23 protein-coding genes are annotated in these 24,930 nt (G+C 70.4%); 15 read left to right on the top strand and 8 right to left on the bottom strand.

Going from position 1 to position 24,930, the window contains the following annotated elements; genetic code table 11:
* The first annotated feature begins 20 nt into the window (after positions 1 to 20).
* A complete protein-coding gene (locus M8C17_RS03220) occupies positions 21 to 683 on the top strand; it encodes a hypothetical protein (RefSeq protein ID WP_252415073.1) in 663 nt (220 codons plus the stop codon).
* 88 nt (positions 684 to 771) lie between these two features.
* On the opposite strand, the gene M8C17_RS03215 is transcribed toward M8C17_RS03220, so the two are convergent.
* Both M8C17_RS03215 and M8C17_RS03210 read right to left on the bottom strand, forming a co-directional pair.
* Entirely contained in the window at positions 772 to 963 is a 192-nt protein-coding gene (locus M8C17_RS03215; RefSeq protein ID WP_252414786.1) for a DUF5703 family protein, read from the bottom strand.
* 122 nt (positions 964 to 1,085) lie between these two features.
* Complete coding sequence (locus tag M8C17_RS03210; protein WP_252414784.1) at positions 1,086 to 1,238, bottom strand: hypothetical protein; 153 nt, start codon at positions 1,236 to 1,238, stop codon at positions 1,086 to 1,088.
* A gap of 32 nt (positions 1,239 to 1,270) precedes the next feature.
* Here M8C17_RS03210 and M8C17_RS03205 point away from each other — a divergent pair, with 32 nt between their 5' ends.
* Positions 1,271 to 1,957, top strand: a complete 687-nt coding sequence (locus M8C17_RS03205) for a hypothetical protein (RefSeq protein ID WP_252414782.1) — start codon at positions 1,271 to 1,273, stop codon at positions 1,955 to 1,957.
* Between the two features lie 20 nt (positions 1,958 to 1,977).
* Complete coding sequence (locus M8C17_RS03200; protein ID WP_252414780.1) at positions 1,978 to 2,895, top strand: hypothetical protein; 918 nt, start codon at positions 1,978 to 1,980, stop codon at positions 2,893 to 2,895.
* A 24-nt stretch (positions 2,896 to 2,919) separates the two neighbouring features.
* Here the strand turns inward: M8C17_RS03200 and M8C17_RS03195 are convergent, their stop codons facing one another.
* Positions 2,920 to 3,891 carry an aldo/keto reductase gene (locus tag M8C17_RS03195; RefSeq protein WP_252414778.1) on the bottom strand — a complete coding sequence of 324 codons (972 nt, stop codon included), beginning with the start codon at positions 3,889 to 3,891 and terminating at the stop codon, positions 2,920 to 2,922.
* Positions 3,892 to 4,078: 187 nt separating this feature from the next.
* Here M8C17_RS03195 and M8C17_RS03190 point away from each other — a divergent pair, with 187 nt between their 5' ends.
* On the top strand, positions 4,079 to 5,131 hold the full coding sequence (locus M8C17_RS03190; RefSeq protein WP_252414776.1) for an LLM class F420-dependent oxidoreductase: 1,053 nt from the start codon (positions 4,079 to 4,081) through the stop codon (positions 5,129 to 5,131).
* Positions 5,128 to 5,964: an undecaprenyl-diphosphate phosphatase gene (locus M8C17_RS03185; protein WP_252414774.1), complete on the top strand. Its 837-nt coding sequence runs from the start codon at positions 5,128 to 5,130 to the stop codon at positions 5,962 to 5,964. The genes M8C17_RS03190 and M8C17_RS03185 overlap by 4 nt, the downstream gene beginning before the upstream one ends.
* A gap of 93 nt (positions 5,965 to 6,057) precedes the next feature.
* Here M8C17_RS03185 and M8C17_RS03180 read toward each other — a convergent pair whose 3' ends face one another.
* Complete coding sequence (locus M8C17_RS03180; RefSeq protein ID WP_252414772.1) at positions 6,058 to 6,621, bottom strand: hypothetical protein; 564 nt, start codon at positions 6,619 to 6,621, stop codon at positions 6,058 to 6,060.
* 968 nt (positions 6,622 to 7,589) lie between these two features.
* On the opposite strand from M8C17_RS03180, the gene M8C17_RS03175 reads away from it, so the two are divergent.
* The 4 genes from M8C17_RS03175 to mshC all read left to right on the top strand — a co-directional run bounded on the left by M8C17_RS03175 (position 7,590) and on the right by mshC (position 11,135).
* Positions 7,590 to 8,312 carry an MSMEG_4193 family putative phosphomutase gene (locus M8C17_RS03175; protein WP_252414770.1) on the top strand — a complete coding sequence of 241 codons (723 nt, stop codon included), beginning with the start codon at positions 7,590 to 7,592 and terminating at the stop codon, positions 8,310 to 8,312.
* Positions 8,313 to 8,430: 118 nt separating this feature from the next.
* Positions 8,431 to 9,015 (top strand): DUF3090 domain-containing protein, encoded by a 585-nt coding sequence (locus tag M8C17_RS03170; protein WP_252414768.1) that lies wholly within the window; start codon positions 8,431 to 8,433, stop codon positions 9,013 to 9,015.
* Positions 9,012 to 9,830, top strand: coding sequence for an SCO1664 family protein (locus M8C17_RS03165; RefSeq protein ID WP_252414766.1), 819 nt, complete (start codon positions 9,012 to 9,014; stop codon positions 9,828 to 9,830). Before M8C17_RS03170 ends, M8C17_RS03165 begins: the two co-directional genes overlap by 4 nt.
* 66 nt (positions 9,831 to 9,896) lie before the next feature.
* Positions 9,897 to 11,135 carry a cysteine--1-D-myo-inosityl 2-amino-2-deoxy-alpha-D-glucopyranoside ligase gene (mshC, locus tag M8C17_RS03160; protein ID WP_252414764.1) on the top strand — a complete coding sequence of 413 codons (1,239 nt, stop codon included), beginning with the start codon at positions 9,897 to 9,899 and terminating at the stop codon, positions 11,133 to 11,135.
* A gap of 90 nt (positions 11,136 to 11,225) precedes the next feature.
* Here mshC and M8C17_RS03155 read toward each other — a convergent pair whose 3' ends face one another.
* The gene (locus M8C17_RS03155) at positions 11,226 to 12,017 is read right to left on the bottom strand and encodes a GntR family transcriptional regulator (RefSeq protein ID WP_252414762.1); all 792 of its coding nucleotides are present in this window, start codon (positions 12,015 to 12,017) and stop codon (positions 11,226 to 11,228) included.
* Positions 12,018 to 12,164: 147 nt separating this feature from the next.
* A complete protein-coding gene (locus tag M8C17_RS03150) occupies positions 12,165 to 13,034 on the bottom strand; it encodes a PAC2 family protein (protein WP_252414760.1) in 870 nt (289 codons plus the stop codon).
* A gap of 277 nt (positions 13,035 to 13,311) precedes the next feature.
* Here M8C17_RS03150 and metH point away from each other — a divergent pair, with 277 nt between their 5' ends.
* From metH to coaD, 6 genes are all read left to right on the top strand, one after another.
* On the top strand, positions 13,312 to 16,812 hold the full coding sequence (gene metH / locus M8C17_RS03145; RefSeq protein ID WP_256482080.1) for a methionine synthase: 3,501 nt from the start codon (positions 13,312 to 13,314) through the stop codon (positions 16,810 to 16,812).
* Between the two features lie 563 nt (positions 16,813 to 17,375).
* Positions 17,376 to 17,663 (top strand): hypothetical protein, encoded by a 288-nt coding sequence (locus M8C17_RS03140; protein WP_252414757.1) that lies wholly within the window; start codon positions 17,376 to 17,378, stop codon positions 17,661 to 17,663.
* Positions 17,664 to 18,396: 733 nt separating this feature from the next.
* Complete coding sequence (locus M8C17_RS03135) at positions 18,397 to 18,774, top strand: hypothetical protein (protein ID WP_252414755.1); 378 nt, start codon at positions 18,397 to 18,399, stop codon at positions 18,772 to 18,774.
* 906 nt (positions 18,775 to 19,680) lie between these two features.
* Positions 19,681 to 20,454, top strand: a complete 774-nt coding sequence (locus M8C17_RS03130) for a phosphotransferase (protein WP_252414753.1) — start codon at positions 19,681 to 19,683, stop codon at positions 20,452 to 20,454.
* 37 nt (positions 20,455 to 20,491) lie between these two features.
* Entirely contained in the window at positions 20,492 to 21,073 is a 582-nt protein-coding gene (locus M8C17_RS03125; RefSeq protein WP_252414751.1) for a GNAT family N-acetyltransferase, read from the top strand.
* A 172-nt stretch (positions 21,074 to 21,245) separates the two neighbouring features.
* Positions 21,246 to 21,818 (top strand): pantetheine-phosphate adenylyltransferase, encoded by a 573-nt coding sequence (gene coaD, locus M8C17_RS03120; RefSeq protein WP_252414750.1) that lies wholly within the window; start codon positions 21,246 to 21,248, stop codon positions 21,816 to 21,818.
* 129 nt (positions 21,819 to 21,947) lie between these two features.
* Here the strand turns inward: coaD and M8C17_RS03115 are convergent, their stop codons facing one another.
* Positions 21,948 to 23,129, bottom strand: coding sequence for an SMI1/KNR4 family protein (locus tag M8C17_RS03115; RefSeq protein WP_252414748.1), 1,182 nt, complete (start codon positions 23,127 to 23,129; stop codon positions 21,948 to 21,950).
* Between the two features lie 168 nt (positions 23,130 to 23,297).
* Positions 23,298 to 24,665 (bottom strand): CoA transferase, encoded by a 1,368-nt coding sequence (locus M8C17_RS03110; RefSeq protein ID WP_252414747.1) that lies wholly within the window; start codon positions 24,663 to 24,665, stop codon positions 23,298 to 23,300.
* Positions 24,666 to 24,930: the final 265 nt, after the last annotated feature.

Below are 24,930 nucleotides of genomic sequence, written 5' to 3'. Positions count from 1 at the left end.
TCGTGAAGGGACTGCCCCACATGACCGACCAGCACGGTGAGCTGGACGCCGCTCTCGAGCGGGTGATCGAAGCGGCCCGCCACCACCTGGCCGCCGTACGCGCCGCGCAGGGCCGCGTCGACGACGACGACGTCTGGCAGGCGTACGTGGCGTTGAACAACGCGTCCTACGCCTACGACGAGCAGCTGCTCGACGCCTTCGGTGAGGTGACGCCGTGGGACGTCGACTCGATCGACCCGGACGAGGCCGACGAGCGCTTCGGCGGCGCCGAGGGGGCCGAGGCCAGCGACCCGCACCCGCGGGTGATCTCGGTACGCCAGCGCCGCGACTACCGGGTGCCGAGCGTGTCCGCGCTGCTGCGGGTGGCCGAGGTCGCCCGCCGCGAGGGCACTCCGGAGGACGACGAGCCGGCGCCCGTGGAGGGCGTCGGCGAGGCGGTGCTGGAGCTGCTGCAGAGCGGCGACGGCTCGCTCGGCGCGCTGGACGTCCCCGAGCTGGAGCCGCTCGACGGGGTGGTGATGGTCAGCGAGGTGGGCACCCCGGTCGACCTGGAGTCGTTCGACGACGACGACCCGGCCGGCCCGTTCCAGCCGGCGGCCGACGACCGGCTGGTCGGCCGGCTCGACGAGCACCCGTTCCTGGAGCTCGACGACGACCACGACCACGCCGGGCACCAGCACTAGCGACGACGACGCCCGGGGCCGATCGAGTGCCGATCGGCCCCGGGCGCGTGCCGTCGGCCGGCCGGTCGCCGGCTCGGCCCGGTGACCCTCAGTACGACAGGCCCGGCTGCGGGTGGTTGACCCGCCGCCGGCGTAGCACCACCTGCCGGGTGCCGTCCCGGAACAACCGCACCCGGGCCAACTCCCATCCGGAGAACTCCGCCTGGATCGCCAGCTGCGCCGCGGCGGTCAACCGGTCGACGTTCGGCGGCAACCGCAGCGGCGCGTATTCGTAGTCCATGCCATCCATGCTGCCCAGCCCAGCGGCCGTTCGCCACCCCCTGCGGGGTGACCGGCACCGCTCCCGTGGGCGGTTCGTGTCGCCCTGGGCGCCGCCGCGTGGTCTCCGCTCCGTACGGGGCGCTACCCGGTCGGGGCGTTGACCCTGAGCACCTCGGCGAGCGCTGGCGCGGCCAGGGTGACCGACCCGGCGCTGCCCGCGTTCACCGCCAGTCCCCAGGACCCGTCCGGCCAGTCCTCCAGCAGTTCGGCGCAGGGCAGCGCGACGAACGGCACACCTGCGCAGCGCCGCCGACGGTCTGCAGACCGTGCACGACGTGCTAGTCGACCTCTGCGTCGAGTTCGTGAACTTCCTGCTGGTGACGCTGGTGACGGCGTTGCTGATGGCTCCGTTCACCGCCGGGGCGTCCTGGGCGGCGGGCATGGGGGTCGCCGTGACCAGGGGCCTGATCGTGCTCACCCGGATGCTGAAGGTCATCCGACCGCTGGCGGCGCACCTGCAGAAGGTCATCCGCCTGCTCCAGCGGGTCATGCTGTACCTGCGCAAGCTCCGCAACCATCTCGACAAGCTGGTCGACATGCAGAAGAAGCTGCGCACCGGCCAGAAGTACGCCGACAAGCGGCGCGCCGCCGGCAAGGCCGACAAGTGGCACCACAAGGTCCTCGACCCGGCGAAGGGCACCTACAAGCTCGGCAAGTCCGGTTCGCCGTTCGACATGGGCGCCCTGGAGCGGGCCGCCGCCCTGCGGGCACACGGCGTCGCCGACGGCGCCCGGGTGATCGCCCGGGACTGGGCGACCAACCTGCCGTGGAACGTGCCGAACTCGGTGGTGCACGGCGTCACCTGGGGGACCGTCGCGCTCACCACCGGCCTCTCCGTCCCCGGCAGTGAGCAGGTCGGCGACCAGGTCGACCAGGCGGTGCAGGGCGGCGCCGACTGGGTCGACCAGAATGTCTTCGGGCAGCCGCCCACGGGCCAGCCGGCGGGCCGCTAGGCCGGTCGAGGAGGTAACGCGTGACGTCAGGGGAGCGGGGTCGGCTCGGCCGGTTCGCCGACGCGGTGCTCGGTGGCGCGCGAGCCGCCTGCGACAAGGCCCGCGAGCTGCGCGACGAGTTCCGCACCAGCGACGAACCCGAGCGGGCCCTCGTCGCGCCGCTGCTGCCCGACCAGGAGGTCCGCTACGTCGGGTTGGCGCCGGTGCGGGCGCACGAGCTGCACCGGGTGGGCAGCCAGTTCGCCGACACCATGAGCGAGGCGGTTGCCGAATCGCTGGAGCCCCGCGCGCTGTTCGGGCTGCTCAACATCGTCAATCCGGTGGTCTGGGTGGACGCCGTGCTGGCACCGGTGCGGATCGCCGCGGGTGTCCTGCTGCTCCCCGGCAAGGCCGCCGCGCTGGCGGGCGGGGTCGCCGACACGGCCGAGGAGGAGATGGGCCTGCCGACGCCACGCCAGGGCGCAGAGCCCCGACAGCCGCTGCCGTTGACCCCGGAGCAGGAGGCATTCCGGGCGCTGTTCCGGTTGAGCCAGTTCCGGCCGCTGGCCGACCAGCTCGCGGAGATCGCCTACCGCCGGCGGTACGTCTTCAGCGGCGACCTGGCCACTCTCGCCGGCAGCCTGCTGCTCTTCCTGGAGCGCTACACCGGCACGCCGCTGGCGGTGAGCGACACGCACCTGCACCTGCTGCGGATGGGCCGCCGCCCGGACGAGGGGCGGCCGGACCGCCGGCAGCCCCGGGTGCTGTGGAGCGTGGACCTGCGCCGGGTGACCCGCATCGACTGCGACCACGGCACCGCCCGGCTGATGCAGTTCCCGGCCACCATCGGCTTCGACGACGGCTCGTGGATCCGGATCGTCAACCCGGCGACCCGCGACGACCAGGCGCGTTTCCTCGCCGCCGTCCGCGACGTTCCGGGCCAGCGGCCGCAGATCTGAGCCGGGCCGGCCCGGGGGTGGCCGCTAGCTGTCGCGCTCCGGGTAGCCGACCGGCACCGACGAGACGTCGTCCAGAGCGGTGGTGATCTCCTCGGGCAGCGTGATCCGCTCCACCTGGAGCGCACCGAGCAGTTGCCCGACCGTCCGCGCGCCGAGGATCGGCGCGGTCACCCCCGGCCGGTCGCGGATCCAGGCCAGCGCCACCTCCAGCGGCGACACGCCCAGCCCGCCGGCCGCCGTCGCCACCGCCTCGACGATGCTGGAGCAGCGCGGCTCCAGATACGTGGCGACGAACCGCTCGAAGTGCGGCGAGGCGGCACGGGAGTCGGCCGGCCGCCCGTGCCGGTACTTGCCGGTGAGCACCCCCCGACCCAGCGGCGACCAGGGCAGCACGCCGAGGCCGAGCGCGTCGCACGCGGGCAGCACCTCCCGCTCCACGCCCCGCTCCAGCAGCGAGTACTCCACCTGGGCGGCGACCACCGGCGCCCGACCCGGCCACGCGGTCTGCCAGGCGGCGGCCCGCGCGGTCTGCCAGCCGGAGAAGTTCGACACCCCGACGTAGCGGACCTTGCCGCTGGACACGGCGTGGTCCAACGCCGCCAGGGTCTCCTCCAGCGGGGTGTCCGGGTCGTACCCGTGCACCTGGAACAGGTCGACGTGGTCGGTGCCGAGCCGGCGCAGCGACGCGTCCAGCGTGCGCAGCAGGTGCCCCCGGGAGCCGTCGCGGCGCCGGCCACTGCCCGGGCGCAACCCCGCCTTCGTGGCGATCAGCAGGTCGTCGCGAGGAACGAGCGTGCCCAGCAGGGAGCCGATCACCGACTCGGCGTCCCCGTCGCCGTACACGTCGGCGGTGTCGATCAGGTTGCCACCCGCGTCCAGGTAACTCTTCAGCTGGGCGGCCGCATCGTCGGCGTCGGTGTCCCGGCCCCAGGTCATGGTGCCGAGCGCGAGCCGCGAAACCGCCAGCCCGCTTCGGCCGAGCGGTCGCTGTTGCATGGGTGAACCTTATTTCGAACCTGCCGCCACCGATATCCTCGCTCCCGTCATCTCTGCCGGTTCTGCCGGTTCCGCCGTCGCCGGGTACCGCAACGGACGGGGGATCATTGGTGCCGAGCCGGTGATCGAGGCAGTAATCGGCATTGCGTAACCTGGTGCGACCTGTGCCACGGATGGGGGAGGACCAGTGCGACTCGGGCTCAGCCTCGGATACCAGACGGCGTGGAGCACGCCAGCAGACCACCTGGCGCTGGCCCAGGAAGCGGACCGGCTCGGCTACTCGGTGGTGTGGGCGGCGGAGGCCTACGGCTCCGACTCGCCCAGCATGCTCGCCTGGATGGCCGGCCAGACCGAACGGATCGACGTGGGCGCCGCGGTGATGCAGATCCCCGCCCGTACGCCGGCCGCCACCGCGATGACCGCGGCCACCATCGACGCGCTCTCCGGCGGCCGGTTCCGGCTCGGCCTGGGCGTCTCCGGCCCACAGGTCTCCGAGGGCTGGCACGGGGTGCGTTTCGCCAAGCCGCTCGCCCGGACCCGGGAGTTCGTGGACATCGTCAAGCTGGCCATCGCCCGCAAGGAGGTGGCGTACGACGGCGAGCACTACACACTGCCGCTGCCGGACGGGCCCGGCAAGGCGCTGCGGCTGGGCTTCCACCCACCCCGCGAGCACATCCCGATCTACCTCGCCGCGGTCGGCCCGAAGAACCTGGAGCTGGCCGGCGAGATCGCCGACGGCTGGCTGGCCGTGTTCTACGCCCCGGAGTTCGCCGACGAGCAGCTCGCATCGGTCAGCGCCGGACGGGCCAGGGTCGGCAAGGAACTGGCCGGCTTCGACGTGGTGCCCTCGGTGCCGGTGGTCATCGGCGACGACGTCGCGTCCTGCGCCGAGCTGGTCCGCTGGTACGCCGCGCTCTACGTCGGCGGGATGGGCAGCCGGCAGCAGAACTTCTACAACCAGCTCGCCACCCGGATGGGCTACGGCGACGCCGCCCGCGAGGTGCAGGACCTGTACCTGGCCAAGCGGCAGCGCGACGCCGCCGCCGCCGTACCGATGGAGTTCATCGACCGCACCTCGCTGCTCGGCCCGAAGGAGCGCATCGCCGAGCGGATGCGGGAGTACGCCGCCGCGGGCGTCACCACGCTGTCGGTGAGCCTGTTCGTGGCCGACCGGGACAGCGGCGTGCAGACCCTGCGTACCGTCGCCGAGGCTCTCGACCTCTCGGGAGTCGGCGAGTGACCTGGGTCGAGGCCATCGTCCTGGGCATCGTCCAGGGCCTGACGGAGTTCCTTCCGGTCAGCTCTTCGGGGCATCTGCGGATCACCTCGGCGATCTTCTTCGACCGTGACGCCGGCGCGTCGTTCACGGCGGTCACCCAGCTCGGCACCGAGGCGGCCGTGCTGATCTACTTCGCCAAGGACATCTGGCGGATCACCCGGACGTGGCTCGTCGGGCTGCGGGACAAGTCGGTCCGCTCCAGCCTCGACTACCGCATGGGCTGGTACGTGATCGTCGGCTCGATCCCGATCGGGCTGTTCGGTTTCGTGTTCAAGGACCAGATCAAGACCGCCGGGCGCAATCTGTGGGTGGTGGCGACCACCCTGATCGTGTTCGCGTTCGTGTTGGCGTTCGCCGAGTACTGGGGGCGGCAGACCCGCACCCTGGAGAACTTCCGGATGAAGGACGGCGTCGTCATGGGCTTCGCCCAGGCGATGGCGCTGATTCCCGGGGTGTCCCGCTCCGGGGGCACGCTGACGGCAGGGCTGCTGCTCAACCTGACCCGGGAGGCGGCGGCACGGTACTCGTTCCTGCTGGCCATTCCGGCGGTGGTGATGTCCGGCGTGTTCAGCCTCGGGGACGTCTTCGAGCCGTCCGCCCCGGGCACGTCCGTGCCGTCCGTGGCCCAGATGATCGTGGCGACGGTGATCGCCTTCGGTATCGGTTACGCGGCCATCGCCTGGCTGCTGCGCTACGTCGCCCACCACACCCTGTACGTCTTCGTGCTGTACCGGGTCGCGCTGGGCACCCTGGTCCTCGCCCTGCTGATGACGGGCGCCATCGAGGCCACCTGATCCGGCCGATCCGTCGACCGCCCGCACCACCACATGCCGCTGGCCGGCACCCGTGTCGGGTGCCGGCCAGCGGTCGGTTGCTCTCTATGCGGGTCAGCTGTTCCAGTGCTGGGCGACGAGGTCGGTGGCCTGCTGCTCCCACTGGGCGTAGGCGTCCGGGTACGCCGATACCTGCACGGTCTGCGCGGCGTCGGTCAGCGGCATGTCCTGCCACCCGTCAACCTGCTTCAAACCCTTCAGGAACGCCGTGGTCGAGTAGTCGGGGTCGGTGATCTGCTCCGGAGTACCCCAACCCGAACTCGGCCGCTGCTGGAACAGGCCCAGCGAGTCGTGATCGTTGCGGTCGCCGAGGTGGCCCAGGTTCTCCAGCTTCGACTCCTGCAGGCTCGTCGCGATCGAGATGACCGCGGCCCGCTCCGGCAGACCCGCCTTCTTCGTCGCAGCGATGATCGCCTTCACGTTCGCCACCTGCTCATCGTTCAGGGTGATCCGGGACTGCTCGCCCTGCGGGCTCGGCTTGGCCGTCTGCACCGCAACCGCGGCCGCCTTGCCCTCAACCGGGGTGGCGGCGTGGGCGGCGATCGGGCCGGCGAACACACCACCGGCGAACGCGAGACCAGCAACGGACAGCATGCTCTTACGGATGATCGTGTTCATGGGGGTAGCTCCTTCACGGGGGTAGACACCCGATCGAGCCGCTCGGGGGAACGGCATAGGGGTGCAAGCACCTCGTCCGGCGCTTCTCAAACACGGGGAAAAGTCAGTTCGGCGGCCTACGGGCGCAGGGCTCGTGGCGCCGGGTCTGTGTGTAACGACCGCCGGGCCGGAGTCATTCCGGGGTGCGGCACCCTGTGGTGCGGGTGCTGGTGCGGTCGTTCAGGGGATGTGTAACGACCGGCTGGGGCCTGGCATTCCAACCCTGGGGGTCGGGGCGGCGGGCCGTGGTGCTGCGATCGTCAGGGTATGTAACGACCCCCGGCCGGCCCTCATTCCGGCGCACGGGTGCACCGGGTCACAGGTCAACGCGGCATGAACCGGACACAAGGCCACTCCCGGGTCAGTCGCCCGACCGTTCCGGCGTCACACCGGCCCCTGCGGTGGTGATCGACTCGGTATCCCTGACATCGGGGCATCCTCACCCCAGACACCCCGACATCGTTGAGCGCGAGTCGATCACCTCAGGAGGCGACATCCGGCCGGTCTCGGCAAGACGCCTGATACCTCAGAGGCATATTTATGCCTCACAGGTATCACCGCCATGACAGCGACCGCCTCCCGGGTGCGGCGCGGCCATCCCACCGTAGGTGTCAGGGCTGACGGGACCACCGGCAGGGCGCTACCGCGCCTCGGCGCGGACACCAGCACGGATAGTGCGGGGTGAGCCTGCCGCGCCGGGACGGACAGCGACCACCGACGGGGTGGGGCCCGCCGTGCCCGGCGCAGGGATCAAGCCTGACCGCCCGGAGCCGGGCACGGCGGGCCCCACCCCACCCCCCACGCACCCGGCACATGACGGCCACGGATGACAGCGACCCCATCCCCGACTCCAGCCGCACGCCGGCATGAAGGAACCCGAGATGGCCTGCGAGCCTGCCAAGGCCAGGGGTCGGGGAGCAGGCCCTAGGGTGGTCACCGTGGCAACCCTTCTGCTTCTGCGACACGGCCGGACGACCGCGAACGCGGACGGCGGCCTGGCCGGCCGCCAGCCGGTCGAGTTGGACGAGACGGGCCGGGCCCAGGCGTCCGCCGTCGGCGAGCGGCTGCGGCCCGTCCCCCTTGCGGCGGTGGTGACCAGTCCGCTCATCCGGTGCCGGCAGACCCTGGAGCTGGCTCTGCCCGAGGCCGCCCCGCTGGTGGAGGAGGGCCTGATCGAGTGTGACTACGGAGCGTGGGAGGGGCAGCCGCTGAAGAAGCTGGCCAAGGAGCCGCTCTGGCCGGTGGTCCAGCAGCACCCCAGCGCGGCCGTCTTCCCCGAGGGGGAGGCCATGGCGGCGATGGCGGCACGGGCGGTCGCGGCCGTACGGACGTGGGACGCCCGGATCACGGCCGAGCACGGCCCGGAGGCGGTCTGGTTGGCGTGCAGCCACGGCGATGTGATCAAGGCCATCGTGGCCGACGCGCTCGGCGTACACCTGGATCTGTTCCAGCGGATCGTGGCCGACCCGGCGTCGGTGACGGCGATCCGGTACACCTCGTTGCGGCCGTTCCTGCTGCGGCTCAACGACACCGGTGGCGACCTGACGGGGTTGGTGCCGCCGCCGCCCAAGCGTCGTCGACGGGCGGCGCGGGCGGCCGGAGCGGCCGACTCCGACGCGCCGGTCGGCGGCGGCGCGGGGGCGGGGCGGTGACGGGCCGCCGTCCGCCACGCCCGGGTGTGGTGCCCGATTCGCCGGGCGCGCCGGGGCGCGCGGTGATTCGCGTCGGTGGGGTGCGCGATGCCGTGGCGGGCCGGATAGGGTCGTGGGTATGACCCACCAGGTGCACGCCTTCGAACCGCCGGAGCGGTTCGTCGCCGGGACCGTCGGGCCGCCGGGGGAGCGCACGTTCTTCCTGCAGGCTCGCGGTGGCGGCCGGCTGGTCAGCGTCGCGCTGGAAAAGGTCCAGGTCTCCCTGCTCGCCGAGAAGCTGGAGGAGCTGCTCACCGAGGCGCAGCGGCGCTTCGGGGTGGACCTGCCCGAGCTGGCGCCGGTGATCGGCGACAACGAGCCACTGGACACTCCGGTCGACGAGGAGTTCCGGGTCGGGACCCTCGGGTTGGCCTTCGACGTGGACACCGCGACCGTGGTGATCGAGGCGATCGCCGCCGGCGAGGTGGAGGCCGAGGTCGAGCTGGGCGACGAGGACGACGACGAGGACGACGAGGACGAGGACGACGAGCCCGACGAGGACCTGGATCGCCTCCGGGTCCGGCTCACCCCGCAGGCCACCCGCCAGTTCATCGAGCGGGCCCGGCGAGTGGTGAACGCGGGCCGGCCCCCGTGCCCGCTCTGCGGCCAGCCGTTGGACCCCGCCGGGCACCTCTGCCCGCGGCACAACGGTTACCACCGGTGACCTCGTCCGGCCTCCAGCCCCGCCAGGACGGCGACGCCGCGCTGCGGTTGTTGCGCGACGGCGCGCTCGACCTGGAAGGGCGGCTGGTCGACGCGTCGAACACGACGCTGCGCGGCATTCTGACGCTCGACGGGCTCACCGCCCGCTGCGTCTACAAGCCGGTCCGTGGCGAGCGCCCACTCTGGGACTTTCCGGACGGCACGCTCGCGGGCCGGGAGGTGTCGGCGTACCTGGTGTCCCGGGCCACCGGCTGGGATCTGGTGCCGCCCACCCTGCTGCGGGACGGCCCGTTCGGGCCGGGGTCCTGTCAGCTCTGGATCGACGAGCCGGAGGACGCCGAGCCCCTGGTCGGCTTCGTGCCGGCCGAGGAGCTGCCGCCGCGCTGGTTCCCGATCGCCGCGGCGCGTGACGACGACGGCGCCGCGTACGTGCTCGCACACGCCGACGACCCGAGGCTGGCCCGGCTGGCGGTGCTCGATGCCGTGATCAACAACGCGGATCGCAAGGGCGGCCACGTCCTGGTCGGCACTGACGACCGGATCTACGGCGTGGACCACGGGGTGAGTTTCCACGTCGAGGACAAGCTGCGCACGGTGCTCTGGGGCTGGGCCGGCAAGCAACTGCCGCCGGACGCCGTGGAGATGCTCGACGGGCTCGCCGGGCAGGTCGCCGGGGCGCTCGGCGCCGAGCTGGCCGACCACCTGACGATCAGCGAGATCGCCGAGTTGGCCGCCCGCGTCGACCGGCTGCGGCAGACCGGCCGCTTCCCGCAGCCTCCGGAGGACTGGCCGGCGGTGCCCTGGCCGCCCATGTGATCCACTGTCATCTTGATCACCCGTGGGGTGGCCCGGGGCGGTCACGGGGCTGGCTAGGCTGAGGCCATGGAGTCTTGGGCGGGACACGAGGTGCCACGGCTGCCGGGCAGGGGCGAGCCACTGGCGTTGTACGACTCGGCGCGGCAGGGCGTCCACCCGAGTGAGCCCGCCGACGCGGGAAGCATGTACGTCTGCGGCATCACCCCGTACGACGCCACCCACCTCGGCCACGCCGCCACCATGATCACCTTTGACCTGGTGCAGCGAATGTGGCGCGACGCCGGCCGCCCGGTGCGCTACGTGCAGAACGTGACCGACATCGACGACCCGCTGCTGGAGCGGGCCGCCCGTGACGGCGAGGACTGGGTGGTCCTGGCGATGCGCGAGACGGCCCTGTTCCGGGAGGACATGGAGGCGCTGCGGATCATCCCGCCGGAGCACTACGTGGGCGCGGTCGAGTCGATCCCCGACATCGCCGACAAGGTCGAGGTGCTGCTCAAGGACGGCGCCGCGTACCGGCTCGACGACGGCACCGGCGACGTCTACTTCGACATCTCCTCGACGCCCCGGTTCGGCTACGAGTCCAACCTGACCCGTGAGCAGATGTTGGAGATCTTCCCGGAGCGCGGCGGCGACCCGGACCGCGCCGGCAAGCGCGACCCGCTGGACCCGCTGCTGTGGCGCGGCACCCGCGAGGGCGAGCCGTCCTGGCCGGGCGGGGAACTGGGCCCGGGTCGCCCGGGCTGGCACATCGAGTGCGCGGTGATCGCGCTGAACCTGCTCGGCGACCGGATCGACGTGCAGGGCGGCGGCAACGACCTGCTGTTCCCGCACCACGAGGCGTCCGCCGCGCACGCCGAGCGGCTCACCGGCCAGGCGCCGTTCGCCGAGCACTACGTGCACGCCGGGATGATCGGCCTGGACGGCGAGAAGATGTCCAAGTCCCGCGGCAACCTGGTCTTCGTCTCCCGGCTACGCGCCGACAAGGTCGACCCGATGGCGATCCGCCTGGCGCTGATGTCCGGGCACTACCGCAGCGACCGCACCTGGACGGACGAGCTGCTGACCGCCGCGCAGGAGCGCCTGGCCCGCTGGCGGCAGGCCGCCGCCGCGCCCGCCGGGCCGTCCGGGGCCGAGCTGCTGGCCGGGGTACGCGAACGCCTCGCCGACGACCTCGACACCCCTGGCGCCCTGGCGGTGGCCGACCGGTGGGCCGACGCGACCCTCGCCGGCACCACTGATGACCCTGGAGCCCCCGCCCTCTTCACCAAGACCGTGGACGCCCTTCTCGGCATCCGCCTCTGACCAATCCCGCCCCTCAGGGGCGTCGATCATGGGGCTGGCAGGGGATTCGGTCACTGTTCGGCCCGTCCTTATGATCAACGATGGGCGCGGTCAGCCCAGGACCAGGCCGGGGTCGGGTTCCGGGTCGGGGGTCGGGCCGGGGACCTGGTACTCCTCGGTGAGGGTCGTCATCGGGCCGGGCCAGGTGGCCTGGGCGACCTCGATCGGCTTGCGGTGGCTGTCGTACGCGACGTGCAGCAGGTGCAGCACCGGGGTGTCCGGCCGGATCTGGAGGGTCTCGGCCTCCTCCCGGCTGGGCTGGCGGGCGCTGATCGTGTCGGTGGCCGAGACGTAGCGCCGTCCGGTGGCCTCCTCGGCCTCCTGGTAGAGCGGCCGGCCGAACGCCTCGGCGCGCTCCAGGGAGGTGCCGGCGGTGTCGCCGGGCAGGAACCAGGAGGCGCCGACCTCGACGGGGGAGTCGTCGGTGCGTACCAGGTGTCGGCGGCAGAGCAGGTCGGTGCCGTCGGGCACGCCGAACGCGTCGGCCACCTCGGCGGGGGCGGGGGCGCGGCCGACCGAGACGAGTTGCTGACGGTACCGGGCGGCGAGATCCGTGTGGTAGCCACGGAAGCCGCCGTACCGGCCGCGGGAGAGCCGGTTGAGTCGGCGCCTGGTGCCCCGGACGTACGTACCGGATCCGGGCTTGGTGATCAGGATGCCCTCGACCCGTAGCTGGTCGACGGCGCGTTGCACGGTCTGCTTGGCGACGCCGAACATCTCGGCGATGGCCGGGATGGACGGCAGCCGCTCGCCCGGCCCCCAGTCGCCACGGCGGACCTGGGCCTTGAGCTGCGCGGCGATCTGCCGGTGCGGGAACTCGGCGGCCCCCGGGTTGATCTGCATGCCCGCCTCCTTGATCACAGCTAGGTTCCTAGGATGCCCTAGCGGGTGTGACACCGCCACCCCGGACACACCAAAAAGGATGGCGAACACGAAAACGGGCCCCGGACACCGAAGGTCCGAGGCCCGTTTCGAAACGGGGGAGAGGCGCTACCAGGAGCCTGCCGTGGGGCCGGCCGAGCCACCCCGGCGCCGCAGGTACTTCTCGAACTCCTGCGCGATCTCGTCACCGGTCAGCGGGGTGATCCCCTCGTCGCCGACGCGCTCCTCCAGCTCGCGGACGTACTCGCCGAGCTCGGCGTCCTGCTCGGCGGCGCTGCGCACCCGCTGCTCCCACTCGGCGGCCTCCTCGGCCAGGTCGGCCATCGGCACCGGCAGGTCGACGACCTCCTCGACCCGGTGCAGCAGGGCGAGGGTGGCCTTCGGGCAGGGTGGGTTGTTGGCGTAGTGCGGCACGTGCACCCAGAACGAGACGGCGTCCACCTCGGCGCGGGTGCAGGCGTCGTGCAGCACGCCGACGATGCCGGTCGGCCCGTCGTAGCGGGTGGGGGTGAGCTGGTAGCGCTCCGCGGCCTGGGCGTCGGAGGCGCTGCCGCTGATCGGCAGCGGCCGGGTGTACGGCACGTCGGCGAGCAACGCGCCGAGCAGGACCACCCGCTCCACCTCGAGGCTGTGGCAGATCTCCAGCACCTGCTCGCAGAACGTCCGCCAGCGCATGCTCGGCTCGATGCCCCGGATCAGCACCACGTCCCGCTCGGTGCCCTCCGGGCTGGCGACCATGAACCGGGTCGTCGGCCACTCCACCCGGCGGGTCTCCCCGTCGGCCATCGTGATGGTGGGGCGGCTGACCTGAAAGTCGTAGAAGTCCTCCGGATCCAGCTCGGCGATCTGCCGTGCGTTCCAGACCTGCTCCAGGTGCTCGATGGCGGCCGTGGACGCGTCGGCGGCGTCGTTCCAGCCCTCGAACGCGGCGATGGCCACCGGGGACCGCAGCACCGGCAGTCCGTCGAACTCGGTCACGCCGTCACCTCACCCTGCTCGTCGCGGCCGGCACCGGGACCGCACCCGGTCGTCGGGCCGTAGGGCACGGCGGTGTCCCTGTTGTGCTTCACGTCCGCCAGCCTACGTGCCGGGCGGGGGCCTGGCCCGTCGGCCGCGCCGGCCGCCCCGACCGACGACCGGTCATACGATGGCGAACCGGACGGGGTGATCCCGCTGACACAATATGGGATCGAGCACGGAGGGCGGTTGAGCAAGGCACGGCCCGCACTAACCTGAACGGGTGCGGACTTCGTTGATGGATGTGCTGGCCGACCGGATCCTCATCGCCGACGGGGCGATGGGCACGATGCTGCAGGCCGCTGACCTCACGCTCGACGACTTCGACGGGCTTGAGGGGTGCAACGAGATCCTCAACGTCACCCGGCCCGACGTGGTGCGCGGCGTACACGACGCCTACCTGGCCGCCGGCGCGGACTGCGTGGAGACCAACACGTTCGGCGCCAACCTCGCCAACCTCGCCGAGTACGACATCCCGCACCGCATCCGGGAGCTGTCCGAGGCGGGAGCCCGGATCGCCCGCGAGGCCGCCGACGCGGCCAGCACGCCGCAGCGGCCCCGGTTCGTGCTCGGCTCGATCGGGCCGGGCACCAAGCTGCCGACCCTCGGGCACGCCGCCTACGCGACACTGCGCGACGCATACCAGGAGAACGCCGCCGGGCTGATCGCCGGCGGCACGGACGCGCTGATCATTGAGACCTGCCAGGACCTCCTCCAGGTCAAGGCCGCGGTGGTCGGGTCGAAGCGGGCGATGGCCGAGCTGGGCCAGTCGGTGCCGATCATCTGCCACGTCGCCGTGGAGACCACCGGCACGATGCTCGTGGGCAGCGAGATCGGGGCGGCCCTCGCCGCGATCGAGCCGCTCGGGGTGGACCTGATCGGGCTCAACTGCTCCACCGGCCCGGCCGAGATGAGCGAGCACCTGCGGTACCTGTCGCAGCACTCCCGGATCCCGCTGTCGGTGATGCCGAACGCCGGCCTGCCGGTGCTGACCGCCGACGGGGCGTACTTCCCGCTCACCCCGGTCGAGCTGGCCGACGCGCTGGAGCGGTTCATCACCGAGTACGGCGTGTCGCTGGTCGGCGGCTGTTGCGGCACCACCCCGGAGCACATCCGGGTGCTGTCCGAGCGGCTGCACGGCGTCACCGCCGCGGCACGCGAGCCGCGGCACGAGGCGGGCGTCTCCTCGGTGTACCACCCGGTGCCGTTCGCTCAGGACGCGTCGGTGCTGATGGTGGGGGAGCGGACCAACGCCAACGGTTCCAAGGCGTTCCGGGAGGCGATGCTCGCCGCGGACTGGCGGGCCTGCGTGGAGATCGCCCGCAGCCAGGCGCGGGACGGCTCGCACCTGCTGGACCTGTGCGTCGACTACGTCGGCCGTGACGGCACCCAGGACATGCGGGAGCTGGCGGGCCGGTTCGCCACCGCGTCGACGCTGCCGATCATGTTGGACTCCACCGAGCCGGCCGTCGTCGAGGCCGGTCTGGAGATGCTCGGCGGCCGGTGCGTGGTCAACTCGGTGAACTTCGAGGACGGCGACGGCCCCGACTCCCGGTACGCGCGGGTGATGCCCATCGTCCGTGAGCACGGCGCGGCCGTGGTGGCGCTGCTCATCGACGAGGAGGGGCAGGCGCGTACGCAGGAGTGGAAGGTCCGGGTCGCGGCACGGCTGATCGACGACCTGACCGGCCGCTGGGGGATGGACCGGTCGGACATCCTGATCGACGCGTTGACCTTCCCGATCGCCACCGGGCAGGAGGAGACCCGCCGCGACGGCCTGGAGACGATCGAGGCGATCCGGGAGATCGCCCGCCGCTACCCGGGGGTCAACTTCACCCTCGGCATCTCGAACATCTCGTTCGGGCTCAACCCGGCCGCCCGGCAGGTGCTCAACTCGGTGTTCCTGCACGAGTGCGTCCAGGCCGGGCTGACCTCGGCGATCGTGCACGCCAGCAAGATCCTGCCGATGTCGAAGATCCCCGACGAGCAGCGCGAGGTCGCGCTGGACCTGGTCTACGACCGGCGCCGCGAGGGCTACGACCCGGTGCAGCGCTTCCTCGAACTCTTCGAGGGCGTGGACGTGACCAGTGCCCGGGCCAGCCGGGCGCAGGAGCTGGCCGCGCTGCCGCTGGACGAGCGGCTCAAGCGGCGGATCATCGACGGCGAGCGCAACGGCCTGGAGGCCGACCTGGACTCGGCGATGGCCGGCGGCCGGTCCCCACTGTCGATCATCAACGACATCCTGCTGGACGGCATGAAGGTCGTCGGGGAGCTGTTCGGCTCCGGGCAGATGCAGCTGCCGTTCGTGCTCCAGTCAGCCGAGGTGATGAAGACCGCGGTGGCGTACCTGGAGCCGCACATGGAGACCGCAGAGGACGGCGGCAAGGGCCGCATCGTGCTGGCCACCGTGCGCGGCGACGTGCACGACATCGGCAAGAACCTGGTCGACATCATCCTGAGCAACAACGGCTACGAGGTGGTGAACATCGGCATCAAGCAGCCGATCAGCGCCATCCTGGACGCCGCCGAGCAGCACCGTGCCGACGCGATCGGGATGTCCGGGCTGCTGGTGAAGAGCACCGTGATCATGAAGGAGAACCTCGCCGAGATGGCCACCCGCGGGGTCGCGGAGCGCTGGCCGGTGCTCCTGGGCGGGGCGGCGCTCACCCGCGCGTACGTCGAGGACGACCTGCGGTCGATGTTCCCCGGGCAGGTGCACTACGCGCGGGACGCGTTCGAGGGTCTGTCCCTGATGGACAAGGTGATGACCGCCAAGCGGGGCGGCGCGCCGGTGATCGACCCGGAGCGGGAAGCGGCTCTGGCGGCTCGGCGGGCGCGCCGGGAACGGCAGCGGTCGATGGTGACCGAGTCCCTGCCGGAGTTGCACGACTCCTCGATCCGCTCCAACGTGGCTGCCGACGTGGCCGTGCCCACGCCGCCGTTCTTCGGCACGCGGGTGGTCAAGGGCGTGCCGATGGCCGACTACGCGGCGTTGCTCGACGAGCGGGCCACCTTCCGCGGGCAGTGGGGGCTGAACGGCGCCCGCGGCGGCAACGGACCGTCCTACGAGGAGCTGGTCGAGACCGAAGGTCGGCCGCGTCTGCGGTACTGGTTGGACCGGCTCATCGCCGACCAGGTGCTGGAGGCAGCCGTCGTGTACGGCTACTTCCCCGCGTACTCCGAAGGCAACGACCTGGTGGTGCTCGACGAGAACGGGCACGCGGAGCGCGCCCGGTTCTCCTTCCCCCGGCAGCGGCAGGAGCGGCGGCTCTGCCTGGCGGACTTCTTCCGGCCCAAGGGCGACCAGCTCGATGTGGTCGCGTTGCAGCTGGTCACCGTCGGCCAGCCGGTCAGCGAGTACGCGGCCAAGCTGTTCGCCCGCAACGAGTACCGCGACTACCTGGAGGTGCACGGGCTGTCGGTGCAGCTCACCGAGGCCCTCGCCGAGTACTGGCACCGGCGCATCCGCGCCGAGCTGACCCTGCCCGACGGCCGCACCATCGCCGACGACGATCCGGCGGACCTGGCCGGCCTGCTGCGCAACGACTACCGGGGCTGCCGGTACGCGTTCGGCTACCCGGCCTGCCCCGACCTGGAGGACCGGGCGAAGATCGTGGAGCTGCTCGGGTCGGAGCGGATCGGCGTGGAGCTGTCCGAGGAGTTCCAGCTCATGCCGGAGCAGGCCACCGACGCCATCGTGGTCCACCACCCGGAGGCCAGCTACTTCAACGCCAAGTGACGGGCTAGCGTCGCTGACCTGTAAATACGGCCGTCCCGAGGGCCACTGGCCATGATCATGCCGTCTCCAGGCCGTCAAGGGCTTCCGGGACGTCCTTGGCGGCCGGGTCCTCACCGAAGGCCGCATCAATGGCTCGGCCGGCCGGGGCGCGGCGGCCGTCTCACCGCCGCGCCGTAGGCCGAGTCACCGCCGGCCGTGGTGGGGATGCGGCGCGGAGTGTGCGGGGCCGCCCCTCCAAGGTCAAGGGCGTTTCGCGTCGCTCCGCGACGGCCCGCCCTAGGGCCGCCCTTGACCTCGGAGCCTCTGCGACCCCTCGGGCTGGCTATTGCCGGCAGGCCAGGGGCCTGCCCGGGGTACACGCGCCGTATCCCCACCACGGCCTCTGGAGAAGCATGCTGAACCGCCGCGCTAGCCCGTCAACGCCGAGGACACTCCATTCTGGCAGTATGTCGGCCGTGGCCGAGACTGAGCAGGTTCCGCACCGCGACGATCGTGCGTGGCCGCGTGGAGCGGGCCCAATCTCCTTGCTCGTTGGCCTGGCCGCAGTCGGAGGTGGGGTCGCAGTGACCGTAAGCTCCGAGCAGTTCATTGCGTCGGCGCTGTGTCTGCTGGCGGGTCTGCTAATCGGATCGTCATTGCTGGTCGTCGGGTTGCGCCGGTGGCTCTCAGGCAAGGGGATTCCCGCCGGGCTCGGCATCATTTCGGCAGTCGTCGCCGTGGCGGCCTGGATCTTCGTCAAAGTGACCGGCATGTCTGGCGCGGGGGGCGCACTCCTTGCTGGACTGGCGGGCGGCCTCATGCTCACCAACGTCTGGGCCATCCAGGCTGCGAGGGCGAACCGACGGCGGTGATGGCGTGGGTGGCGCTCCAACAACGTCCGCGCGTGACGGCAGAGTGGATGGCCAGCGGTTGACTCGGGGTGCCATTGTGTTCCGAGGTGTCCTGCCGACGTAGTTGGAGATTTCTTTGATGAGCAGTCTTGATTGGTGCAACTAGCATGGCAGACGATCCCGCTTTTTTCGCGATAGTGGAATCGTACAGATACCGGTTGTTTGTACGAGGGATGCGACTAGTCCTACTCTTTCCGGTCACGGTCGTCTTAGTCGTTCTCGCAGGGTTCGGCGTGGCCCCAGACATTCTCGAACCGCTCACAATCGTACTCTTCTCTGTGATGGTGTTGGGTGTCTTGACAGGCTGGGTGGGCGCGGTCCTTTTAATCAAGGGCACTTCTCGCTATTCGGGTGCGACCACCGGAAATATTGATATCCAGAAGTCGTGGAACCTTATGCAGCAGGCAACAAGGGATATCTGCAATTTTCGTAAATGGTAAAGATCAACCGTGCGAACAGCAAGGCAAGCATGAGGGCCCTGCCATGCGTCGCAGGCCGGGGTCGCCGTGCCCGGTGCGTGCCCGATGTAGTGGTCAACACCGGCCTACAACAGCGCCCCGGCACCCGCGACCTCAACGCTCCGTGCTCACTCACTGGCCAACATGGCTACTCAGGGTGCAGATCAACCCGATTTCCAAGCTGATGCTCGGCACCTTCAGGCTCGTGGTGCCGGTGCATCGGGCAAGCTTGAGCGATGGACGTTGGAGCGGTGCAGGTCGAGGGCTATCACGAGGTACTCACGCTTCATCGGATGCTCATGGAGTGCAAGTCTGACGACCTTGGGAGCATCTACGCCGGCAGCCCCTTCATCGCCGCGATCCAGCACCGTCTGGCGGATGCGCTTGAGGCCGCCGATCCGGGCCAAGGGTGGCATGACTGGCGGAACGCGGCTGCTCATCCTCACCGTGTCGAGGCTGTCCGTGCCCACCTGACCCAGGCAGGCAAGTGGTGGCAGGACACCAGCGAGGAGCAGCGCGTGGCCTACGTGCGAGATCTGCTCGCGCCCTTGCGGCCATCACAGGAACTGCTTGCCGCGCTGATCACAACCGCGACGACTTGCCCCGCCGGGTGACTAACTGAGTGACGATCGGTGCGGACGGCAGCGAACAAGCACGGACGATGGCGGACCACGCTTACAGGTCAAGAGCCACAGAGTCGCAGCTCACGGGGCGGTGCTGGTTGCCCTGGGGGTCAAGTAGTCCGAGGTAACGTCGCATTGCACACGGGTTGTGCGCGACCATGGGCGTGTGCCGACGGACGACGTACTCCCGACCCAGAGGGGACGCCCGCTCACCGAGCCTGAACGAGAGGTGATCGAGCGACTGCTCGGTTCACCGTTTCCGGGCAGTGACGAGCTGCTTACCCAACTGAGGCATGCCGCTGTTGACGGTGGCTGCGGCTGCGGCTGCGGCTGCGCGACGATCAACCTGTCCGTTGACCGATCGCGAGCGACGCCTGCCCAGGTCATCTCAGCCGCGCCCGTCTCGGCGGATATCAGCGATGGCGACACCTACGCCGGTGTCGTGCTGCTTGTAGACGGCGGATTCCTATCTTGCCTGGAGGTCTACTCCATCGATGAGCCCGTCCGAACCCTGCCACCGGCCCACGCGATCAGGCCCCGCCCGGCGAGGTGTGTCGAGAAGCCCCAAGATCATGCCGTTTCCAGGTCGTCAAAGGGGAACCCGCAGCGCCCACCGTTGACCATCAATGCCAGGCGTAACAGCAGCTAAAAGCCAAGTCGTCCGCTTTGCTTGACTGCGTCCCCGCGCCCGATCAATACAACGCCAAGTGACGCCGTCACCGCTACTGAGCTGCGCAAACACCTTCCGATCACCCAGCTTGGCCGTGGCCAGGCCGCCCGAGGCGTCCAGGCCGCGGCCGAAGGCTGCGTCGATCACACGGCGGGTACGATCCTCGCTGCTCGGTGACAGGTGGGTGCAGACCCGCAGCGTGGAGCCGGGGTCCACGCAATAAGCCGGTGACGTCGGTGGTCATCTCCGCGACACTGGCCGACGTGGAAGAGGTCGAGGTCGTCGTCGCCCATCAGGAGCGCGCGACCGTGCGCGTCGGCGACGTGTTCCTGAAAATCGACGCTGATCAGACTCGCACCGATGTCGAGGTCGAGGCGATGGCCATGGCGCCGATCCCCACTCCGGAGATCCTGTGGCGGAAGCCGCCCGTACTCGCTCTCGCCGCTCTCCCCGGGACGGCACTCGGCCGCCTCGGCGAGCCGTCGGCCGCGTCTTCGGCGGCGTGGGCCGCGGCCGGTGCCGCCGCACGGATGCTGCACGACGCGCCGTTGCCGCCATGGCCCGGTCGCCGTCTCGACGAGTTGGCGTCGCGCCTCGACGGTGAATGCGAGTGGCTCGTCGGGAACGGCGTCCTTCCCGCTGATCTGGTCACTATCAACCACCGGGTTGCCGAGGCTGCGCTTCGGCCGTGGACTCCGGTTTTCATGCATGGCGACCTGCAGATCGCCCATGTGTTCGTCGACGACGACGAGGTCACCGGCGTGGTCGACTGGTCCGAGGCGGGCCAGGGCGATGCCCTGTACGACCTCGCCAGCTTGACACTCGGACATGAGAAGCACCTTGGCGACGTCGTCGCCGGCTATGGCACCGACGTCGACCTGGATGTCATCCGCGCGTGGTGGTCATTGCGAAGCCTGCTGGCGATCCGCTGGCTGGTAGAACACGGCTTCGACCCGGCCGCGCCAGGCTGCGAGGTCGACGTGCTGAAATCCCGGATGTGAGGCTCCGGTTGATCGGCCACCAGTCCCGGGAGAGAACATGACGCGCATGTCGCTGCCCACGCCCACGCTGCACACCGCCCGCCTTCGGCTGCGTCCCTTCGACGACGCGGATGCGAACGACCTCTTCGCGCTGCACAGCAGCGCCCACGTGTTGCGCTACTGGGACTCGCCGCCGTGGAACGACCGCGTGCGCGCCGAGCGGTTCATCGCGGCTTGCCGGCAGATGGCAGAGGAAGGCACCGGGGCGCGACTGGCAGTGGATCGTGTCTCCGGCGGGGCGTTCATCGGCTGGTGCAGCCTGAACCGGTGGAATCCGGACTACCGCAGCGCATCGCTGGGCTACTGCTTCGACGATGCGGCGTGGGGCCACGGCTATGCGACGGAGGCCGCGCGCGCTGTGCTGGGGTGGGCATTCGACATGCTGGACCTGAATCGCGTCCAGGCTGAGGCCGACACACGCAACGTGGCATCTGCCCGCGTGCTGGAGAAGCTCGGGTTCGTGCGTGAAGGGACGTTGCGGGAAGACTGCGTCGTGAACGGCGAGGTCTCTGACTCGTGGGTCTACGGGCTGATCAGGCGAGAGTGGCGGCCGTCGTCCGAGCCGGTGCCCGTCCGCTGAGTCCTTGCTCCCTCGCGGGACGTGTCCCGGCATCCGGGTGCTTCGCTTCGCCGCGTCGAGAGACCGGCGCCGGGCACTCTCATGCCGCAATCCGGGCACGAAGGTGTCGCGGATCAGTTGGCGGGACGAGTGTCGCGCGCCGGTCAAGACGCCCGGTCGGCGGCAGATCAGGATGTCGGAGGTGGTCGGCGGTGACGACAAGCCCGAGTCCTGTCGGCACATGTACGGCTGGGATGATCGCGCCCATGTTGTGGGAGTCGCGGTGACGGCTACGTCGGATCGTGGAGTGGCGCCGGTACGTGGTTCGTTGGCGGTCTATCCCGGCACGTTCGATCCGTTCACGCCCGGGCACCGCGACCTGGTGGCCCGTGCTCGGGTGATGTTCGACCGGGTCATCGTGTTGCTGGCGGTGAACGCCGACAAGCAACCAACCGCGGATGCCATGGCCAGGGCCGTACGCGTGCGTGACGCCATGCCGGCAGCCTGGAGCAATGTCGAGGTGGACACCTGGACCGGCCTGACCACTGCCTACTGCCTGCGCCTCGGTGCCACGGTCATCGTCCGTGGCGTGCGCACGGCCGCGGACCTTCGCTACGAGTACCAGCTCGCTGCGATGAACGAGCAACTCGGAATCCAGACCGTCTGGTTGCCGTCCCGTCCGCAGTTGGCCGCCACGTCGTCAACGGTCGCACGCGCCTACCGCTCGGCACAGTCGGCCCGTCCGTCGCATAACGCTGAGGAGTGACGCCCGGACGGCGGCAAATCCGGACGGTCTGAGCTGAGCGCGAAGCGCGGCCACGGCGTGCCGCCCGACGTGGGCATCCTTCAGCCCGCAAGGCCGAAGGACCCCGGGGACCTGGGCGTCCGGCTCTGTCTACCAATAAGCTTCGTCGTCCCATGAATCGAAGTCCACGAATGCCAGCGGATCATCAAGTGCGTCCAGGCCCGGCAGCCCTTCCGTGGCGAAGCGCCCCCGCACCCACTCCAGCAGAGTGTCCGTCAGGTTGTTGGGCAGCGGCGGCCCCTGGTCCGCGTGCCGGGGAGAGACGATCAGCGGCCACTGGTCGGGGTCCCCCTCGGTCAGCCAGCCGAGTTGGTCGCCGTCGATCGAGCTTGCGAACGGCAGGAAGCCCTCGGGCTCGGGCCAGACGGGCAGCGGGTGGTACTCCGGGAACGCCGCCCGAAGCTCGCGGTACCCGTCCAGCACCTGCGCGGCGTGGTACGCGAAGCCCCGGCCGTTGGTGCGCAGCGGGGTGACGAAGTTCAGCCACTTGCACCAGCATCCGGCCCCATAGCGGTCCATCAGGGACACATACTCGTCGGGCAGGCGAGTGCCCAGCTCGTCGAACAGGTCGGTCCAGGTGCCGCCACCGAGGTACGGCGCCTCGGGTGGAGGCACGAGAAGCCTCAACGCCGCCAGCCCGGTGCCCTGGGTGAGCGCGGCCCGCCGGAGCGCCTCAGGCACCACCTCTGGGCGGGGCGTGGGCGGTGACCACGAGCCCGCGTCGGTGAGGAACGCCGTCCGCCGGGCGGTCGCGGGCAGCGGCCCGATCCGCCCACCGCCGGGGAGCAGAAGCCCGGTGTGAACGGCCGCGGCCAGCGCGTCCAGCAACGGCATCTCGTAGCTGTGCCATGGATTGACGCCATGGTGGACGGCATCCTGATGAAAGACGACAACCGGCCACTGATCCGGATCGTCGGACGCTGCGGTGTCCCAGAACAGACGGCTGGCCGACCGCGTTTCCCCCCAGGCAAGCAGGCCAGCATGCGCGGGATGGAAAACCGGAGGCTCGTACGGCGGAACCTGCCGCGATGCGACACGACAGTGCCGGTGGGTTTCCTGCAGCCAGCCGCCGTAGTCGAAACGATCCTCCTGGACACAGGGCGAGTGCAGCCAGATGAACTCACCGATGTCGAGCGGCCCATAGGCTGAAACCAACGACTTGTAGTCGCCCGGCAGCGGGAGACCGAGCCAGGCCTCCACCACATCCCATTCGACGGGGACAGCGTTGGCCGACGGTGGCCCAAAAATCGCGGTGAAGGACGGCGTATCCACGAGCGGATTGTGGCACCGGTGGCGCCCCCACTCCACCGCCGCCTTACCCACGTACAACCGGAGGCCTTCGTCATCACGTCTATCTACGTCGTGTCGTCACACGACCTCAACCAAGGTCCCTGGGCAGTACACCCAGCTCGAGCCCTCTCCCAGGGTGGCCTCGAGCGTTCAGCTCCAGTAGGGCGACGCTTGGGCGTAGGCGGGTGGTAGGTGAGGCCAGCTCAGCGGGCTGCCGTCGAGTTGACCCGGTGGGCTGATCGTGCTCCACCCGTTTCCAAGTGCTGTTCGGTAGGTATCGGCTTGGCGCTTCGGGTCCTCGCCCGCGCTCTGCCTGGCTGGCATGCTGCCTTGGTCGAGCAGCCATCGTGCAGTCCTGGCGAGGGATACCGAGACGTGGGTGGCCTCGCCGGTGCGGGCGCGTCGACCCAGTGCGGCCAGTGCACCGGCAGCGATGAGGTAGCCGGTGGCGTGGTCGAGCAGCTGGCAGGGCAGCGCGCCGGGTTGGATGCCATCCGTGCTCGTAGCCCAGCCGATGCCGGTGGCGATCTGCACCAGGCTGTCGAAACCACGCCGTGTTACCCAGGTTCCGGCCGTATCCCAAGCCGAAAGCGTGACGACGATGGTGCCGGGGTGCTGGTCTGCAACCTGGTCAGGGTCCAGACCGAGACGGCGCAGCGCTCCGGGCCGGTAGCCAGTCACGAGAACGTCGGCTTGGTCGAGAAGGCGATGCAGAGATTGACGGCCGTTCGCCGTGCTGGCATCCAAGCTTGTGCTTGCCTTACCGATCACCCCGTCGACGGCATGCAGAGCCAACTCCGGGCGACGCGGATCGTCTACTCGTAGCACGTCGGCACCGAGCGCGCCCAGCATCCGGGTGCCAACGGGGCCGGCGATGACTCGTGTCAAATCCAGCACCTTCACCCCCGACGCCGGAAGCGGACCCGGTTCGGCTAGCGGCAACGAGCCACGGCTGAGCGGCACCACGTTCACGAGAGGCGTCGTCCCCGCCGAGCTGTCTGCTTGCCACTGGGCCTGCGTACGAGCCGCCACGGCCAGCCCTCCCGCGGCGTACACAACACGCTCAACCTCCAACGCCGGGAGCGCGGCAATGACGTCAACCAACTGCGCCTGAACGTCGGCGTCTCGGCCGTCGGGCACACCGAGGGCCGCCAGCAGAGCCGTCCGATGCCACGGGTAGTTCGCATGGGTGCGCACCCAACCGTCCGCGGCCCGCCACAACCGGGACAGTGGAGCGAAGCCGTCGATTCCCCGCCCGTCCGCGTCGCGAAGCCAGACCTCGCTGCGCATCGCCGCCGCCACATGCGCCGTGTCGAGCGCGATGTCAGGCCGCCGACCGGTGCGCGCAGAAGCCAGATCAGCGGCAGCCGTGAGACAGGCGGCCACGGACGCGATTGCGCATTCGGCGACTGCGAGCGGTGACGCCAGCACCGCAGGCTGCGGAGCTCCGACCAGCCTGGGCCCAGGGGTCTCCACCAGCCCCAGGTCTGCCAGTACGCCGTCCAACAGAGTCACCATGCACACATCCTTCCCGACTCTTGCTGACCCGGATTGACCCACTGGGGTGCCGTTGCTCACCCGCCGGACAGGGCCAGGAGGAACGCTCAGCTTCGTCGGGAGAGTCGCGACGAGCGTCCTCATCTCGGCAGTGCCGGACATCCACGGTCCGGTGAGAGCAGGCAGGGGTTGCAACGTCCCGCAAGCAAGCCGACAAGGCAGGGCTGACGGCGGTGACGGTGGCGTCGATGGCATGGGCGGCGTGGTGACAGGTGGCGGTGAAGGC

The sequence above is a fragment of the Micromonospora sp. RHAY321 genome, assembly GCF_023896955.1.
Lineage (GTDB): Bacteria > Actinomycetota > Actinomycetes > Mycobacteriales > Micromonosporaceae > Micromonospora.
Note: the sequence above shows the minus strand (reverse complement) of the source record. Positions and strands in the feature narration are given on the sequence as shown.